The following is a 17704-nucleotide window of genomic DNA, read 5'->3' on the forward strand; positions in this document are numbered from 1 at the left end:
GGCTAGCCCGCTAAGCCGACTCCTTCCGTTAACGCATTTCCTGCAAAGGGCGTACCTGTCAAAGACAGGGCGCCTTTTGTTTTCGCGAGGAAGGCGGCAGGATTCCGCCCGCTTTTGTCGAAAATAATCAGATTATGATGACCAAAAAAAAACTATGGATAGCTATTGCCCTCTTCTTTCTGCTTCTCACCCTTCTCCGAGTCGTGTGGATTTACTTCCACACCATTCCCGAGCATCCGAGGGCGGTGCAGGGACAGCTCGATCTGAAGGGCTGGGAATTTGAGTCTCAGCGCACTATAACGCTGGATGGAGATTGGGAATTTTACCCCCATACCTTTCTAACGCCGGGACGCGCGTCCGACCCTGATGCCGCCGGAAGGAAAGGGTTTTTGAAGGTGCCCGGAAAGTGGGGCTCAGCCATGTCTCCGTCCGAGCCCACCATGCTCGGGTACGGCTCCTACCGGCTGCTGATTAAGGTCGATCCCAAGCCCGGCCAAGCATTCGGCCTTCGAATTTCGAAGCTTCCGTCATCCGCAGCCCTATATATTAACGGCAAGCTGCGTATGCAATCAGGCCAGCCGTCCGCGGAACCTGAACAATATACGCCGAGGAATGTCCCCTTTTCGTCTTTATTTACCGCAGACGGAGACGAGATTGAGGTCATCATCCAGGCCGCCAACTACGATAATGAACGCACAGGCGGGATCATACAATCCATCAAGTTCGGCAGCGCCTCTATGCTCGATAAGGAAGAGACCTTCTCCCGCAATATGCAGCTGATTGTCGTCGTCGTCTTTATTATGCATGCTGTGTATGCGGCCTTGCTGTTTGGGTTGGGGGTTCGTCAGAAGGCGCTGCTTACCTTATCTCTGCTGGTGCTGTCCGCAACCTTGATGGTGCTGCTGGACGACGACAAGCTGCTGCTGGTCTGGCTGCCCATCAGCTTCGGCTGGGGCGTCAAGCTCTTCTATTTGTCCGCTACCCTCGTACCGGGTCTTATGTTCAAGTTTATTGCCGACCTGCTGCCCGGATATGAGAAGCAGAAGCATTTCAAGTACGTGATGGCTGGTTATGCCCTTGTGGCCTTATCTGCCCTATGCCTTCCCTTGGCAATCCTGCTTAAGTACTTCTGGATCGCCAATCTTCTGCTGTGGATCACCTTTCTGCTCTTCCCCTGGATTTTTATGCGGATGCTGACGAAGGGAGAGCCGGACACCATTTATTTGATGCTCGGCGCTACGGCCGTTGCCAACAGCTCTCTGTGGGGCATCATTAAGACGAATGCCATGCCGGAAATTAATTTCTACCCTCTGGACCTGCTGTTCTGCTTCCTGGCTTTTGCCGCTTTCTGGTTCAAACGCTATATCCGAACCGCCAATGAGACGGAAAAGCTCGCGGGGGAGCTTCAGCAAGCGAGCAAGCAGAAGGATGACTTTCTGGCGAACACCTCGCATGAACTGCGAAATCCGCTCCACGGCATCATCAACATCGCCCAGACGGTGCTGGAGCGCGAGAGGCCGACTATGGGTCAGAAAAGCTCGGCCGACATGGACCTGCTGATCTCCATCGGACGCCGGATGTCTTTTCTGTTGAATGATCTGCTTGATCTGACGAGACTTCAGGAGCAAGGTATACGACTTCAGCGCGGAAGCATTTCTATTCAGGCTGTGGCCTCGGGAGTCATCGATCTGCTGCGCTTTATGACGGAAGGCAAGCCGGTCCGCTTCGTCCTGAACATTCCCGAAGAGTTCCCTCCGGTACATGCCGATGAGAACAGGCTGGTGCAGATCATGTTTAACCTGCTCCACAATGCCGTCAAATTCACGGCAGAGGGCAGCATTACTGTAGAAGCGGAGCAGCTCGGCGAGTCCGTCCGCATACGGGTTATCGACACGGGGGTAGGGATGGATGAAGCCACCCGGCAGCGAATTTTCCAGCCGTACGAGCAAGGAGATTCGGGAATCACTGCACTAAGCGGCGGGATCGGACTCGGCCTCAGCATCTGCAAGCAGCTGCTGGAGCTGCATGAGAGCACGATTGAAGTCGCATCGGCACCGGGAGAAGGCTCTGTCTTTTCCTTTACCCTCCCGGTAGCCCCGTCTTCCATGACCGGAGGACGGGCCGGCAGCTCAAGCTTCGCGGCAGCCGCGCGCTCCCTCCCACCGCCTGCAGAGAATTCGAGGGTTACCGGTTCAGTCGAAGCGGTCATTGCCGAGAAGCCTATCGTTCTGGCCATCGATGACGATCCTATCAATCTGAATATATTGAAAGAAATTTTGACGGAAGAAGCTTACCGGATTACAACGGCCAGAAGCGCCGTAGAAGCTCTTGGCATATTGGAGAGTCAAGATTGGGATTTGATCATTTCCGACATCATGATGCCTCAGATGTCAGGCTATGAGCTGGCTCGCATCGTCCGGGAGCGCTTCTCTTTGTCGGAGCTCCCCGTCCTGCTGCTGACCGCGCGCAGCCGTCCGGAGGATATGGAGGCGGGATTCCTGTCCGGAGCCAACGATTACGTGACCAAGCCGATGGACGCCATGGAATTAAAGGCCCGCGTACAGGCGCTCACCGCCATGAAAATATCGGCGCGTGAACATCTGCGCATGGAGGCCGCCTTCCTGCAGGCTCAGATTCAGCCTCATTTTCTGTTCAATACCTTGAATTCCATCGCGGCGCTCAGCGAGATCGATACGGCACGCATGCGCAACCTGCTTGCGGAATTCGGCCATTATTTGCGCGCAAGCTTCGATTCCAGAAACTCGGAACGGCTCGTTCCGCTCGAGCATGAACTACAGCTCGTCCGCTCCTATTTATTTATCGAGAAGGAGCGGTTCGAAGAAAGGCTTGAGGTGCTTTGGGAGGTGGATGAAAGCATCCAACTGCAGCTTCCCCCTCTCTCCATCCAGCCTCTTGTGGAAAATGCGGTTAAGCATGGCGTGCTGGCCAGAGCGCAGGGCGGCATGATCGGCATACGGATTACCGAAGGCGATCGGTACGCCGAGATCACCGTCAGCGACAACGGCGTGGGCATCGAGGAAACTCAGCTGAGCAGACTGCTTCTTCCCGAGAACCGGACATCAGGTATCGGCCTGCGCAACACGGATCGCCGGCTGAAGCAGCTGTACGGCACGGGTCTTCATATCGAGAGCAAGCAAGGTCATGGCACGACGGTCAAGTTTACAGTGTTCAAGTCGCACCCGGGAAGCCTACTCTGATCGTTTGCTTGACATGTTGTCGGGCCGGCTTACTGAATACGGAAAGAGCCCTCCGCTCCTGCCGAACCGGCGGGATAACGGAGGGCTTGCTTTATTTCGACTTGACCGAGGGGAACAGTGGGTAGAGCGGCGTCTCCGCACTCGGTTGCTTCGACCGATCGAGCCACTCCCGGATCATCGTCAGCAGCTGCGCGCTATTGACCGGCTTGGTGATGTAGTCGGAGGCGCCCGCCTCCAAGCACTGCTCGCGGTCCCCCTTCATCGCTTTGGCCGTCAACGCGATGATCGGCAGATCGCTGAACTCCGGCTTCTGGCGGATAGCCCTCGTCGTCTCATAGCCATCCATCACCGGCATCATAATGTCCATCAGAATGATATCGATATCCGGCGTTTGCTCCAGCAGATGAATCGCATCGTGGCCGTTCTCGGCCGGGATCACCTTCATGTTATGCCGCTCCAGAATCGTCGTCAAGGCGAAGATGTTGCGGATATCGTCGTCGACGACCATCACCTTTTTGTACTCGATCAAATCATCGGAATGATGAAGCTTAACTAGCATTTCCTTGGACCCTTCCGGCAAATTCTCCGATTTACGGTGCAGGAAAAGCGTAGTTTCGTCCATGATCTGGACCGGGGAATTGACCTCCTTGACGACGGCTGACTTCATCAGCTCCTCCAGCTCGAGTTCTTCGTCGGGGGTCAGCTTCTTGCCGTATTTCACGACAACGGGCAAATATTTGTTGCGTGCGTTCTTCTGCACCTCGCGGACAAATGCCGCGAAGCCCATATCCGGCAGATGGCTGTTAGCCAATACGCAATCGAATGTTTTCGTCTTCAGCTGATTCAACGCTTTACGTGCCGTATCGACGGTAACGATCTTGAGGTCGGCCCCTTCGACCAGCTTCGTAAATTCGCCGCGCTGCTCTTCCTCGCCCGCAACGATAAGCAGGTGATGCATGGCACGCTCGGAGAAGCTGTTCAATTGATCGATGGCCTTCTCCAGCGCTTCATTGGTAACCGGCTTGCACAGGTAATCGTACACGCCCTTGCGCATCAGGCCCACCTCATCCTCTTCCACCGAGATGACGCAAACCGGGATATGCCGGACCTGCATGTCGTTTTTCAGATGCTCGATCACCAGCCAGCCGTCCGTATCCTTCAAGTTTAAATCCAGCGTAATCGCAGCGGGCTTATATTTGAGCGCCAGCTCAAGCGCCTCTGAGCCCCTGGCCGTAATGACAGCCTTGATGCCTTTCCGATGCAGCGTCTCCAGCATGATCTCGTTAAACTTCAGATCATCCTCCACCACCAGGAACACGCGATCCCCCGGCTCAATCCGCTCCCGGTCGTCGACGATGACCGGATCATCCGCAGATGCATAGGACCTTGTCCGTTTCGGCGGCGTCACATCGATGACCTCGGGAACATACTTGGCTCGCGGCTCAGGGTCGGGTACCTCCTCGCCATGGAATGGCAAATACAGATTAAAGGTGCTCCCCTTGCCGGCCACGCTATAAAGCGTAATCTCGCCGCCCAGCATCGTAGCGATCTCTCTGGATATGGCAAGTCCAAGTCCCGTGCCGCCATATTCACGGTTCGTGCTGCCGTCGGCCTGCTGGAACGCTTCGAATATAATTTGCTGCTTTTCCTGCGGGATGCCGATACCGGTATCGCTGACCGAGAAGCACAGCACCATCGGGGCGCGGGTCAGGCTCTCCGACTCCGGACTCCAGCCTTCGGAGGCCCGGCGGATGACCAGCAGCACCTCGCCTTTTTCCGTGAATTTGAATGCATTGGACAGCAGGTTTTTCAAAATCTGCTGCAGCCGTTTGGAATCCGTCAAGATCACCCGCGGCACATTGGGCTCCGTCCGGATCCGGAACTCCAGCTCCTTCTCATTGACCATATGGCGGAAGGTGCGGTCCAGACTGTCTGTGAGCTCCTGCATGGATGTCTCGCTGTAATCCGGGGAAGCCGTACCGGATTCGATCTTGGACAGATCCAGAATATCGTTGATCAGATTCAGCAGCTCAAGCCCCGACTCCTGGATCGTCTTGGCATACTTTACCTGGTGCTGGCTGAGGTTCTCGTCGGGGTTCTCCGAGAGCTGCTCCGCGAGCAGCAGCAGGGAGTTCAGCGGCGTCCGCAGCTCATGCGACATATTCGCCAGAAATTCCGACTTATACCGGGAGGTCAGCGCCAGCTGCTCGGCCTTCTCTTCCAGGAACCGCTTGGCAACCTCCACCTCATTGTTCTTGCTTTCGACCTCCGCTTTCTGAATCACGAGCAGCTTGGCTTTATCTTCGAGCTCTTCGTTCGTGTTCTGCAGCTCCATCTGCTGCTTCTGCAGCTCTTCCGTCAGCGACTGGGACTGTGCCAGCAGCTGCTCGGTCCGTTGATTCGCCTGCATCGTATTGATGACGATTCCGATCGACTCGGTCAATTGGTCGAGGAAGGCGATGTCGATCTCGCTGAAGGCGCGGAAGGACGAAAGCTCCAGCACCGCGAGCACCTGGTCCTCGAAAATAATCGGCAGCAGCACGATGTTCAGCGGCGTACCTTCGCCAAGCCCCGAAGAGATCACCACATAATCATGCGGTACGTTCGTAAGCAGGATGCGCTGCTTCTCGATCAAACACTGCCCGACCAAGCCTTGCCCCGAACGGAATTCGCTGGACAGATGCTTGCGCTGCTGATAGGCATAGCTCGCGAACAGCTTCAGTACCGCCTCGCCGCCGGACGGCTCATTGATATAGAATACGCCGTGCTGCATCGACACGAGCGGAGCAAGCTCGGAGAGGATCATCCGGCTAACCGCATACAGGTCGCGCTGGCCCTGAAGCAGCCGGGAGAACTTGGCCAGATTGGTCTTGAGCCAGTCTTGCTCCGTATTGATCCGCGTTGTCTCCTTCAGATTGCGGATCATCTCGTTGATATTGTCCTTCAGCGTAGCGACCTCGCCTGCGGCAGCAACATCGATGGAGCGAGATAGATCGCCCTTGGTTACGGCAGTGGCTACGTTTGTAATCGCCCTCACCTGCGTGGTCAGCGTGCTCGCCATATAATTGACGTTGTCGGTCAGATCGCGCCAGGTGCCTGCGGCGCCGGGCACATTGGCCTGGCCGCCCAGCTTGCCCTCCGCGCCGACCTCCCGCGCCACGGTCGTTACCTGATCGGCGAAGGTGGCGAGCGTGTCGATCATGTTGTTGATCGTATCGGTCAACTCCGCGATCTCGCCTTTGGCTTCGACCGTCAGCTTCTGCTTCATATTCCCGTTCGCAACCGCCGTCACGACCTTGGCGATCCCCCGTACCTGATCGGTCAAGTTGGTCGCCATAATGTTGACGTTATCGGTCAGATCCTTCCAGATTCCCCCTACGCCGCGTACTTGAGCCTGACCGCCCAGCTTCCCGTCCGTACCGACCTCCCGGGCCACCCTTGTCACCTCGGAGGCAAACGAATTCAGCTGGTCCACCATCGTATTGATCGTATTCTTCAGCTCCAGCAGCTCGCCCTTCACATCGACCGTGATTTTCTTCGACAGGTCGCCATTGGCCACCGCAGTCGTCACCCCGGCGATATTCCTCATCTGGATCGTCAGGTTGCTGGCCATGTAATTGACCGTATCCGTCAAGTCCTTCCACGTGCCGGAGACGTCCTTCACATCGGCCTGTACGCCCAGCTTGCCCTCCGTGCCAACCTCGCGCGCCACCCGAGTGACCTCGGAGGCGAAATTGCTGAGCTGGTCCACCATTGTGTTCATCGTGATCTTCAGCTCCAGAATCTCGCCCTTCACGTCAACGGTGATCTTCTTGGACAGGTCGCCCTTCGCGACCGCGGTCGTGACATCGGCGATATTGCGCACCTGATCGGTTAGATTGCGGGCCATGTTATTGACGCCCTCCGTCAGATCCTTCCACGTCCCGCCCACGCCCTTCACTTGAGCCTGACCGCCCAGCTTCCCGTCCGTACCGACCTCACGCGCTACGCGCGTCACCTCGGAGGCGAAGGTGCTGAGCTGATCCACCATCGTATTGATCGTATTCTTCAGCTCCAGAATCTCGCCCTGGACGTCCGCCGTAATCTTCTTCGACAGATCGCCATTGGCGACGGCGGTGGTCACTACGGCGATGTTGCGCACCTGGTTAGTCAGATTCGATGCCATGTAGTTGACGCTCTCCGTCAAATCCCGCCACGTGCCCGCTACGCCGCGCACCTGGGCCTGACCGCCCAGCATCCCGAGCGTACCTACCTCCCGCGCTACGCGCGTCACCTCGGAGGCAAAGATCGAGAGCTGCTCTACCATCGTATTGATGGTGTTCTTCAGCTCCAGAATCTCGCCTTTCGCATTGACCGTGATCTGCTTGGACAAATCCCCCTTGGCGACGGCCGTCGTCACCTCGGCGATATTGCGCACCTGATCGGTCAACGTGCCCGCCATAAAGTTAACGCTATCGGTCAAGTCCTTCCACGTGCCCGACACATCCTGCACATCGGCCTGGCCGCCCAATATCCCTTCCGTCGACACCTCGCGGGCGACCCGGGTAACCTCCGATGCGAAGTTGCTGAGCTGATCCACCATGATATTGATCGTGCTCTTGAGCTCCAGAATCTCGCCCTTGGCATCGACCGTTATTTTCTTGGACAGATCGCCCTTGGCGACCGCCGTCGTCACTTCCGCGATGTTGCGGACCTGATTGGTCAAATTCGACGCCATATAGTTGACGCTTTCCGTGAGATCGCGCCACGTGCCGGCAACTCCGCTGACCTCAGCCTGGCCGCCGAGGATTCCCTCGGTACCTACCTCGCGGGCCATCCGGGTGACCTCGGAGGCAAAGGTCGAGAGCTGATCTACCATCGTATTGATCGTGTTCTTCAGCTCCAGAATTTCACCCTGGACATCGGCCGTTATTTTCTTCGACAAATCTCCATTGGCGACCGCCGTCGTAACGACAGCGATATTGCGCACTTGATTGGTCAGATTCGACGCCATATAATTGACGCTTTCCGTCAAATCCCGCCATGTGCCGGAAACGCCCTTCACATCCGCTTGTCCGCCCAGCTTCCCTTCCGTACCGACCTCGCGCGCCACCCGCGTCACCTCGGAGGAGAAGGTCGAGAGCTGATCCACCATCGTATTGATCGTGTTCTTCAGCTCCATGATCTCGCCCTTGGCGTTGACCGTAATCTGCTTGGACAGATCGCCGTTGGCGACCGCGGTCGTGACGGCCGCGATGTTGCGGACCTGATCGGTCAGATTGGTAGCCATATTATTGACGCTGTCGGTCAAGTCCTTCCAGGTGCCCGAGACGCCCTTCACATCGGCTTGTCCGCCCAGCTTCCCCTCCGTACCGACCTCGCGCGCCACGCGCGTAACCTCGGATGCGAACGTGCTGAGCTGATTCACCATCATATTAATATTCGTTGCGGTTCTTTGGAACTCGCCTGTCAGCGCACGGCCCTCGAATTCAAGCTCTACCTTCTGGGACAAGTCCCCCTGGGCGACAGCGTTGATTACACGGACCATCTCGCTGGTCGGCTGAATCAAATCGACGACGAGGCCATTGAGCGATTCGACAACCGTTTCCCAGGAACCGCCTGTATTTTTGTGTACAAATCTGCGAGAGAGCTTTCCATCCTTCCCTACAACCTTGGCAACCGTCTGAACCTCATGAACCAAGCTTTCCTGCATCTCCATAATATCGTTGAACGTATCGGCAACTTTGCCGTTAATGCCTGTTCGGTCATAGGGCATACGGTAAGAAAAATTCCCTTTTTTCAAAGCCATCAATGCGTTTAACAGCTCGCCCGTATCCACTTGTTCGCCCGCCGACTCTTGATTCCGGTATTGATCTGCCATAGCGTTGGTCCTCTCTGCATATTGTAGAATAGCTGCTGAACATGTTTGGTAGACACCGACATCCCCATTGTGCATGAGAAACTCTCAACTATGTATTCTACTATGGGTAGAAAAGCTTGTCATTGAGCGAATTTGTCGATATTCGTAGAAACGAGTCAGATGTCAGCAGAACTTGCATGTTTATTGGCAGAATCGACCACTTTCAGAGTCGGCAGTAGTAAAATGAGCTGGCGAATGACGGCATATTATGGCCGGAATTCCCCCCCCTCCCGAAGTCCAATTGAGTAAACCTGCGAATGCGCAGGGAACATTATCCTTCCCGTCCTCGTCGGGCACAAAAGCTGAATATGTACAGATTTTCCAGACCGCTTTCGCCGATCCGACCGGCTTGTTCTATAATTTCGTGTAAATTAATGGAATTCCACTGCGCAGTACATCTATCCACAAAACAACTGTATCTCCGCTGGTTTCCCTTTTCGTTAAGCCTAACCGGTCAACAGAAAAAAACCGTTTACCGGCCTCTGAACTGCGCCTCCGGCTGTTAGACATTATCTAACAACCGGAGATGCCGTTCACTACCCGATAAACGGTTTCTCATGGCAGCTATTCGAATCCAAGCTGCCGGATAAATCGGCCGAAGGCTTCGCTGCCCGCTTCGTCACGCTTGAAGACGCCTGCGTCCGTCAGCACGCTTTCGAACTTGCGGCCCACCTCGTCGCGCAGCGTCAGCTCCGCCTGCTCGCGGGAGAGGCCGGTCCCGTGCTTCCGGGCCAGCTCCGACAGCCAGGAAGCATGCTTGTGCAGCGGATGCTCCGCATCACCGGCGATAGCGTCCGTAAGCAGCGCTCCGGTCAGTACCCCGGCCGCCTGCTCCAGCTCATCCTTCAGCCGCCCCGGAAGAACCGCCAGCCCCATCACTTCGATCAAGCCGATATTTTCTTTCTTGATGTGATGCAGCTCCCGGTGCGGATGGAAGATCCCGTCGGGATGCTCCTCGCTCGTCCGGTTGTTGCGCAGCACGAAATCCAGCTCGTACTCGCCCAGTGCGTTGTTGCGGGCGATCGGCGTAACCGTGTTGTGCGGCACCTGCGTCCCATCCTGCTCGCTGAACGCCAGCACACCGCTGTCCGGATCGCTGTAAGCGCGCCAGCTGTCCAGAATATGCGCGGCGAGCTCCAGCAGCTGCACACGGTCATGGCCCGAGATGCGGATAACCGACATCGGCCACTTCACGATCCCGAGCTTCACTCCGCTGTAGGCGGGACTGGCGAACCTTTCCTCGATCGGGGCCTCTTCCATCGGGAAGCGATGGCGCCCCCCTTGGAAATGATCATGGTTCAGGATCGAGCCGCCTACGATCGGCAGATCGGCATTGGAGCCGATGAAATAATGTGGAAACAGCTCCACGAAATCGAGCAGCCGCTCAAAGGTATGGCGGGACATCTTCATCGGGCGGTGCTCCCCGTCGAAGATGATGCTGTGCTCGTTGTAGTACACATAAGGCGAGTACTGGAAGTACCAGGACTCTCCTGTCAGCTCCACCGGGATCACGCGCAGATTTTGCCGTGCCGGATGATTGAGCCGGCCGGCATAGCCTACATTTTCTACGCAAAGCAAGCACTTCGGATAATGGCTCGCTTTGGCGTTTTTCAGCATCGCGATTTCCTTCGGGTCCTTCTCCGGCTTGGACAGATTAACCGTAATCTCCAGATTGCCGTAGTCCGTAGCCGTCAGCCAGTACAGATTGTTGTTAATACGGTCCATGCGGATATAGTTCGAGTCGATGCTCAGCTTGTAGAAGTCGTCTGTCGCCCGCTCGATGCCTTCCCGCTTGGCTGTCGCCCAGAACCGGTAGACCACTTCCGACGGCCGGGGCATCAAGGCGCCCATGATCCGCGCATCGAGCAGATCGCGGAGCGTCGTGTTGTCATCCTCGAGCAATCCGGCGCTCGCCGCATAATCGAGAAGCGGCGCGAGCAATTCGGTGACGCTCTTGCCTTCCGCATCCTCGTATTCGCCCTCGTAAGGCTCCTCCAGCTGCAGCAGGTCCAGCAGCGCATTGCGCGCGCCCACGGCATCCAGCGGCTCCAGCAGCTTGCGGCGCACCCCGAATTGCAGCAGCCGCTCAAGGTCATAGGCGGCCTTGCGGGCAGCGTCACCCTGGAACGTATGGCTTTCTGTCGTACTCATCTATATCCACTCCTGATCCGGGACCCTGTCGCGGCCTGCCGGGGAACGCCCTTCGCTTCCCCTTGTAGCCCGCGCGGGTCAACCCTGTCTTGTGTCTATTGGTCGTAGCCAGCCGGCCGAGCTTGATGCCAGGCCCAAGCCGATGCGATGATGCGCTCCAGCGAATCCCGCTGCGGCGTCCAGCCGAGCTCCGTGCGCGCGCGCTCCGAGGAGGCCACGAGCGAAGCTGGGTCGCCGGCGCGGCGCGTCTCGATGACGGCCGGAATCGGGTGGCCCGTCACCTGGCGGGCGATCTCAATCACTTCGTTCACGGAGAAGCCCTTGCCGTTGCCCAGGTTGTAGATCCGGCTTTCGCTGCCTTCACGCAGCTTCTTTACAGCCAAAATATGAGCATCCGCCAGATCGGTCACATGAATATAGTCGCGAATGCATGTACCGTCCGGCGTCGCATAGTCATCTCCGAATATAGAGATATGAGGGCGCTTGCCCAGGGCTACCTGCAGAATAATCGGGATCAGATGCGTCTCCGGATCATGGTCCTCGCCGATGCGACCGTCCTCATGGGCGCCGGCCGCATTGAAATAACGCAGCGAAACATACTTGATCCCGTGCGCGATGTCGAACCATTTCATCATATTCTCCATCGCCAGCTTGGTTTCGCCATAGGCGTTCGTCGGCAGCGTGCGGTCTGTCTCCAGAATCGGCACCTGCTCCGGCTCGCCGTAAGTCGCTGCGGTGGAGGAGAACACGATCCGCTTCACGTGATGCTCGTTCATCACTTCCAGCAGGCACAAGGTGCCGTAAACGTTATTGTGATAATATTTCCCCGGGTCCTTCATACTCTCGCCGACCAGCGAGTTCGCAGCAAAATGAATAACCGCGTCAATCTCGTTCTCTTCAAATACCGTGCCGAGAAAAGCTTTATCCCGCAAATCGCCGACATACAGCTTGCCGCCCAATACGGCATCCCGGTGGCCCTGCTGCAGACTATCGACGATGACAACCTCCTCGCCGCGCTCCAGCAGCTCCGCTACCGTGTGCGAGCCGATATAGCCCGCGCCTCCCGTTACCAATACCGCCATGTTCTCTCTCCTCCCGATAAGTTCGCTTGCGCCCGAATATGGCGCGTCGGCCTACAGTTCCTTCACGCCATCCCCAATATCGCAGACGTAGAAGCTCGCTTCCAATCCCGTTTTTTCCTGATACACCCGTCCGACCTCGAGGGTAAACCGCTCTACGCTGTCCTCATGCACCAGAGATACCGTACATCCGCCGAAGCCCGCGCCCGTCATCCGCGCTCCAAGTACGCCCGGCACCTGCCAGGCTGCTTCTACCATGCTGTCCAGCTCGGGGCCAGTGACCTCATACAGATCGCGCAGCGAGGCATGCGAGCCGTTCATCAGCCGGCCGAAGGCTTCCAGATCGCCGCGCTCCAGCACCTCGATCGATTGGAGCACCCGGTCGATCTCCTCGACAACGTGACGGGCCCGCTTGCAGACGATTTCGTCCTGAATCAGATGCTCCGCTTCGTTATATTGGTCCAGCGTCAGCTGGCCAAGCAGCGTGAGCTCCGGGTATTGGCTGCGCAGCTCGGCAACGGCCTGCTCGCATTGGGACCTGCGCTCGTTATAGGCCGAATCGACCAGCCCCCGCTTCTTGTTCGTATTGCCGATCACCAGCTTGTAGGCCCCGCTTTGGAACGGGACGTGCCGATACTCCAGCGTATCGCACATCAGCAGCACCGCATGATCCTTCTTGCCCATCGCGACGGCGAACTGGTCCATAATGCCGCATTGGACGCCGATAAATTCATTCTCCGCCTTCTGGGCGAGCAGCGCGATCTTCACCTTGTCGATCGGCTGGCCTTCCAGCGTCAAGAGGGCAAATGCCGTGACCACCTCGATGGAGGCCGAAGAGGACAAGCCCGCACCGTTGGGAATAGCCCCGCTAAACAACATATCGTAACCACCGACGGCTACTCCGGCAAGCTGCAGCTCGCGAATGACGCCCTTCGGATAATTCATCCAGTCGTCGGCCGGATCGTTCTTGAGCGATTGAATGGAAATATGTTGGCGCAGGTCAAAGTTAGTCGAAGCCAGCCCCACCTGATCGTCATCCCGTCTGCGCAGCAGCAGCGTCGTCCCGAAGGTCAGCGCTGCGGGAAATACGTACCCGCCATTGTAATCCGTATGCTCGCCGATGAGATTGACGCGCCCCGGCGCATGAAAAACACGGATGGGATACTCGCTGTCCGCTCCGTACAGAGTCACAAATTGTTCTTGCAAAGCTTGAATATCCGCCATTGTGAGCTTCACCTCAACTGATAGATTAGAGTATAGAGTAGTTGGCCTGCCGGCCCGTTTCGCCGGCTTCTGAGCTTTGATTCCAGTATAGCGGCCGGACGCCTCGGGCACTATGGAACGATGTCAGATCCATATGGAAAAATGTTAGATATCCATGATACAATCCATCTTGACGGAAAGTGTGCGGACTCGAGTTGACCGTGATTCCATTAGGCCGTGCGCCCGGCGGCGACGCCTCTTCTCCCGCCGGCTTTGTGCGCCAACTGCAGCCGCCTTTGAAAGGAGCGTTCCGTGCATGTCTCCTGCCGCTAAGCGCAAGGAAAGCTACTATGTCGTCTCGAACCCCTCCGTTCCGGCGGAGGACCGGTCTCTCGTCGTCCTGTTCGCCGGCAACAGTCAGACCCGGCCCGGACATAAGCCCGGGCCGAAGGTTGTCGACTACTATTTGCTTCATCATGTGCTCTCCGGAAAAGGCACGTATACGTGCGCCGGACGAATGTATGAGCTTAGGGCCGGCGATACGTTCCTGATCGAGCCGGACACCCTCGTTCAATATACGGCCGATCTGAATGCGCCCTGGCATTACCGCTGGATTGCCTTCGAAGGCTCGGCGGCCCCCGAGCTGCTGCGCGAAACCGGTCTTAACACGCAACAGCCCGTCGTCAGTACGCGCCGCAGCCGCGTCGTCCCCTCCTTGTTCCGGCAAGTACAGGAGGCGTTCCAGACCAGGGCAGCCGGCGCTTCGCTGAAGGCCGCCGGGTGCTTGCACCTGATCCTGGCCGAGCTCGCCCAAGCGCTACCCCACGGCGAGCCCGGGCAGCCGGCGGAGGAGACCGGAGGGGAACGTACCGTCCAGCAGGCGCTGCAGTACCTAACCGCTCAATATGCCGAGCCGATCACCATTGAGCTGATGGCTGAGGCGCTCGGATATAACCGGGCCTACCTGTCCACTTTGTTCAAGGCCTATACCGGCGTTAGTCCCGTCTCCTTCCTGCTCAGCCTCCGGCTGGACAAGGCGCGTCATCTGCTGCGCGAGCGGCCTGAGCTGACCGTCGAGCAGATCGCCTCCTCGGTGGGCTTCCAGGACCCGCTGCACTTCTCCAAGCAGTTTAAGCGGCATTACCAAACCTCGCCCACCGACTACCGGCTATCGCTGCTGCCCGGTCGAAGCGGCGATTGAGCTCCATGTGAAGGCGGCAGGGAGAGCAGCCAGCCGCTCCTTGCTGCGATCGCCTTGCGCCTATCGCCTATGCCGGGGTCCGTCACTTGATCAGCGGCAGCATAAAGGCGATGCAGGCGCCTTGGCCGAGCCGGCTGTGGGCCCAGATCCGCCCTCCGTGGAAGTCGACGATCTCCTTGGCGATCGCAAGGCCCAAGCCGCTGCCTCCGCCGGAGGTATTGCGGGACTTGTCCTTTTTGTAGAAACGGTCAAAAATATAAGGCAGGTCCTCGGGTGCAATCCCCGCCCCATTATCCTGAACCTGTACGACCAGCGAATGCTCGTCTACGCTGAATTGAAGCTGGATCTGGCCGCCGGCCGGCGTGTGCTTGACGGCGTTGTAAATAATGTTGGTCAGCACCTGGTCAATCCGGTTGATATCTATCCGGACCAGGGATGGCAGGGCGTCCCCGGGCTGCAGCGTATAGGACGTCGTCTCGAAGCGCAACCCGGCCCCGGCCAGCTCCAGCTCGTAACGCTCATCGAAGTAGCTGACGAGTTCCTCTGTACGGACCGTCTGAATATCGAACTCCATCTGCCTAGCTTCGAGCTTGGAGAGCTGAAACAAGTCCTTGATCAGCCGGCTGAGCCCCAGAATCCGGTTATGGATCAGCTTCAAATACTTCTGCTGCTGCTCCGGCTTCACCACACCGTCCATCAGCGCTTCCACATAGCCCTGGATCAGCGTCATCGGCGTACCCAGATCATGCGAGATATTGCTCAACAGATGGCGGCGGGAGGTTTCCATCCGGGCCAGATCCTCGTTAACCAGCTCCAAGCTGTGGTTGATCCGCTCCAGCTCGGCGGTACGGTCGCGGATCTTCTGCTCGAGCCCCGCATTCAGCTCGCGCATCTGCCGGGACAGCGTTTCAACGGATGCGACAGCCCGCGCCGATCGGACACTCAGGATAAACGAGGCGAACAACGTGCCCAGCAGCAGGCCCGGCCCCGATAGCTGACCCGGATACGCAAGCTCGTTGCCGATCCATTCATCGCCGAGCATCGCTCCCAGGCAAGCGACCGCTCCCACCATAACGAACATCGCGCCCTCCCTCTTCCTCCAGAGCGCCAGGCCCAACGCCCCCAGCAAGCAGGCTCCTAGCAGGCTGGCAGCTCCTACGAAGAGCACGACCACATACGGTATCCAAGGAGGCGGCAGCAGCACAGTGAGTATCGAGCTCCCGACTCCAAGCCCGACAATCGAGCGGGCCAGCAGCCCCGGAACCTCCTGGGGATAGAGAAGCCTTACGAACAAGCCGATCGCGGGAGCGCTCAGGAACAGACAAATATTTTCGATCCGCCGGGAGGCCTGCCCCGACAGGCCAAGGTCCCAGTCATACAGGATGCCGTCGCCGACAAATGAAGAGCGTATCGCCAGCAGCAGGCAGAACATCCCAAAGTATAGCGACTCCGTCTCCTTGCGCCGGAGCAGGAATTGGGCGATATAGTGGACACCCAGCACGAGCATGCCTCCGACGGCGATCATGTCCACGGATAAGCTCCCCTTCACCTCGGCATCCACCTTCTCGGCCCAGCCGAGGTACGGCGTGTTCAAGAGCCCTCCGCTCCAGCGGTGGAAGCCCGACAGCTGCAGCACAATATCCAGATGTCCGTCAGAAGGAGTGAACAACAGCAAGTGAGGCGCACGATCAGGGGATGGCGACGATTGCCCGCTGCCGGCCTTGCTGGCTGCCTCGGCCCTCAGCTCGCCGTTCACCCAGATCTTGTAGGCCGTTCGAATATACGGAATTTGCAAAGCAAACGTCCGGGAGGAGGCATCCAGCTTTACGCTAAGATGATACGTTGCAGCCCCGCTGCCCGGCAATGCCCCGGTCATTCTTCCTGGACTGTCCCAGCGGGCAGGGAGCTTTACGAACTCGGACTGTCCCTCCGGCGCAGACAAGCCTCGCAGCTCCTCGGGCGTAAGCAAGCGGTGCCGGTACAGCTTCCATTCGCCATTCAGCCGGACACCGGGCTGCTGTTCCCAGTCATAACCCTGCAGATCGAGCTCGCCTAAGCCTGCCGGCAGAGCGGGTGCCAAGGGCTCCGCCATGCGTTTCGCCGGGAGGGCTACCACCAGGGTAAACAAAACTATAGCCATCGCGACCCAAAACCATTTATAATAGGAGTAGTTTCTGGAAATGGATACCACTTTCTTTCTTGAGAAGATGTTTCAGGAATGGACAATTCATCCGTGAATGGCCAGTTGGAGGAGAACTCGATGTCTGGAGAAAAAATTTTGATCGTGGACGACGAGACGGAAATCGTCGAACTCATTACATTATACCTAAGAAAAGAGGGATTTGACGTACTTTCCTGCTCCAGCGGAGCAGAAGCTATCGATATGGTTCGCGAGCACAGACCTGATCTGGTCATCCTGGATATCCTGCTGCCTGAGCTGGATGGCATCGAGGTGTGCCGACAGATCCGCAAGCATTATACGACGCCTATCCTGTTTCTAAGCTGCAAAAGCGAGGATATGGATATTATTCTGGGCTTCAGCATCGGCGGCGACGACTATATGACCAAGCCGTTCAGCCCCGGACAGCTCGTTGCCCGCGTCAAAGCTCACCTGCGCCGCAGCCAGCTGCTGGAGCAGCACAAGGAAGAGGCACAGGTTCTGTCGTTCCCGGGTCTTGAGATCGACTTGCTTAGCCGTACCGTAAGGTTGAACGGACAGCTCGTGCCGCTTTCCTCCAAGGAATTCGATCTCCTGCTGCATCTGGCCCGGACTCCCGGCCGGGTGCTGTCGCTGGAGCAGCTGTACAAGCTCACCTGGGGGGTCGATAGCAACGGGGATACCCGTACGCTGCTCGTTCACATCAGCAATCTGCGCAAAAAAGTAGAGCCGAATCCGACCGACCCGAGGTATATATTAACGGTTCGCGGAATCGGCTACAAATTTAACGGCTGA

General features: G+C 57.5%; 8 protein-coding genes. 3 read left to right on the plus strand and 5 right to left on the minus strand.

Going from position 1 to position 17704, the window contains the following annotated elements; all coding sequences use genetic code 11:
• Positions 1-134: 134 nt before the first annotated feature.
• Positions 135-3218 carry an ATP-binding protein gene (locus tag GSF01_RS05085; RefSeq protein WP_235941290.1) on the plus strand — a complete coding sequence of 1028 codons (3084 nt, stop codon included), beginning with the start codon at positions 135-137 and terminating at the stop codon, positions 3216-3218.
• A 91-nt stretch (positions 3219-3309) separates the two neighbouring features.
• Here GSF01_RS05085 and GSF01_RS05090 read toward each other — a convergent pair whose 3' ends face one another.
• From GSF01_RS05090 to GSF01_RS05105, 4 genes are all read right to left on the minus strand, one after another.
• The gene (locus tag GSF01_RS05090) at positions 3310-9078 is read right to left on the minus strand and encodes a HAMP domain-containing protein (RefSeq protein ID WP_159881946.1); all 5769 of its coding nucleotides are present in this window, start codon (positions 9076-9078) and stop codon (positions 3310-3312) included.
• A gap of 603 nt (positions 9079-9681) precedes the next feature.
• Positions 9682-11268, minus strand: a complete 1587-nt coding sequence (locus GSF01_RS05095) for a UDP-glucose--hexose-1-phosphate uridylyltransferase (protein WP_159881947.1) — start codon at positions 11266-11268, stop codon at positions 9682-9684.
• A 95-nt stretch (positions 11269-11363) separates the two neighbouring features.
• On the minus strand, positions 11364-12350 hold the full coding sequence (gene galE / locus GSF01_RS05100; RefSeq protein ID WP_159881948.1) for a UDP-glucose 4-epimerase GalE: 987 nt from the start codon (positions 12348-12350) through the stop codon (positions 11364-11366).
• Positions 12351-12401: 51 nt separating this feature from the next.
• Positions 12402-13571 (minus strand): galactokinase, encoded by a 1170-nt coding sequence (locus GSF01_RS05105; protein ID WP_159881949.1) that lies wholly within the window; start codon positions 13569-13571, stop codon positions 12402-12404.
• A gap of 295 nt (positions 13572-13866) precedes the next feature.
• Here GSF01_RS05105 and GSF01_RS05110 point away from each other — a divergent pair, with 295 nt between their 5' ends.
• Positions 13867-14751 carry an AraC family transcriptional regulator gene (locus tag GSF01_RS05110; RefSeq protein ID WP_159881950.1) on the plus strand — a complete coding sequence of 295 codons (885 nt, stop codon included), beginning with the start codon at positions 13867-13869 and terminating at the stop codon, positions 14749-14751.
• A gap of 82 nt (positions 14752-14833) precedes the next feature.
• On the opposite strand, the gene GSF01_RS05115 is transcribed toward GSF01_RS05110, so the two are convergent.
• A complete protein-coding gene (locus GSF01_RS05115; protein WP_235941292.1) occupies positions 14834-16891 on the minus strand; it encodes a sensor histidine kinase in 2058 nt (685 codons plus the stop codon).
• Between the two features lie 120 nt (positions 16892-17011).
• Here GSF01_RS05115 and GSF01_RS05120 point away from each other — a divergent pair, with 120 nt between their 5' ends.
• Positions 17012-17704: a response regulator transcription factor gene (locus GSF01_RS05120; RefSeq protein ID WP_159882062.1), complete on the plus strand. Its 693-nt coding sequence runs from the start codon at positions 17012-17014 to the stop codon at positions 17702-17704.

The organism is Paenibacillus puerhi (assembly GCF_009846885.1).
Classification (GTDB): Bacteria; Bacillota; Bacilli; order Paenibacillales; family NBRC-103111; genus Paenibacillus_G; species Paenibacillus_G puerhi.

Bases quoted from the DNA above. Each gene is read 5' to 3' on its own strand.
- GSF01_RS05085 (WP_235941290.1), top strand. From the start codon at position 135: ATGATGACCAAAAAAAAACTATGGATAGCTATTGCCCTCTTCTTTCTG.
- GSF01_RS05090 (WP_159881946.1), bottom strand. From the start codon at position 9,078: ATGGCAGATCAATACCGGAATCAAGAGTCGGCGGGCGAACAAGTGGAT.
- GSF01_RS05095 (WP_159881947.1), bottom strand. From the start codon at position 11,268: ATGAGTACGACAGAAAGCCATACGTTCCAGGGTGACGCTGCCCGCAAG.
- galE (WP_159881948.1), bottom strand. From the start codon at position 12,350: ATGGCGGTATTGGTAACGGGAGGCGCGGGCTATATCGGCTCGCACACG.
- GSF01_RS05105 (WP_159881949.1), bottom strand. From the start codon at position 13,571: ATGGCGGATATTCAAGCTTTGCAAGAACAATTTGTGACTCTGTACGGA.
- GSF01_RS05110 (WP_159881950.1), top strand. From the start codon at position 13,867: ATGTCTCCTGCCGCTAAGCGCAAGGAAAGCTACTATGTCGTCTCGAAC.
- GSF01_RS05115 (WP_235941292.1), bottom strand. From the start codon at position 16,891: ATGGCTATAGTTTTGTTTACCCTGGTGGTAGCCCTCCCGGCGAAACGC.
- GSF01_RS05120 (WP_159882062.1), top strand. From the start codon at position 17,012: ATGTCTGGAGAAAAAATTTTGATCGTGGACGACGAGACGGAAATCGTC.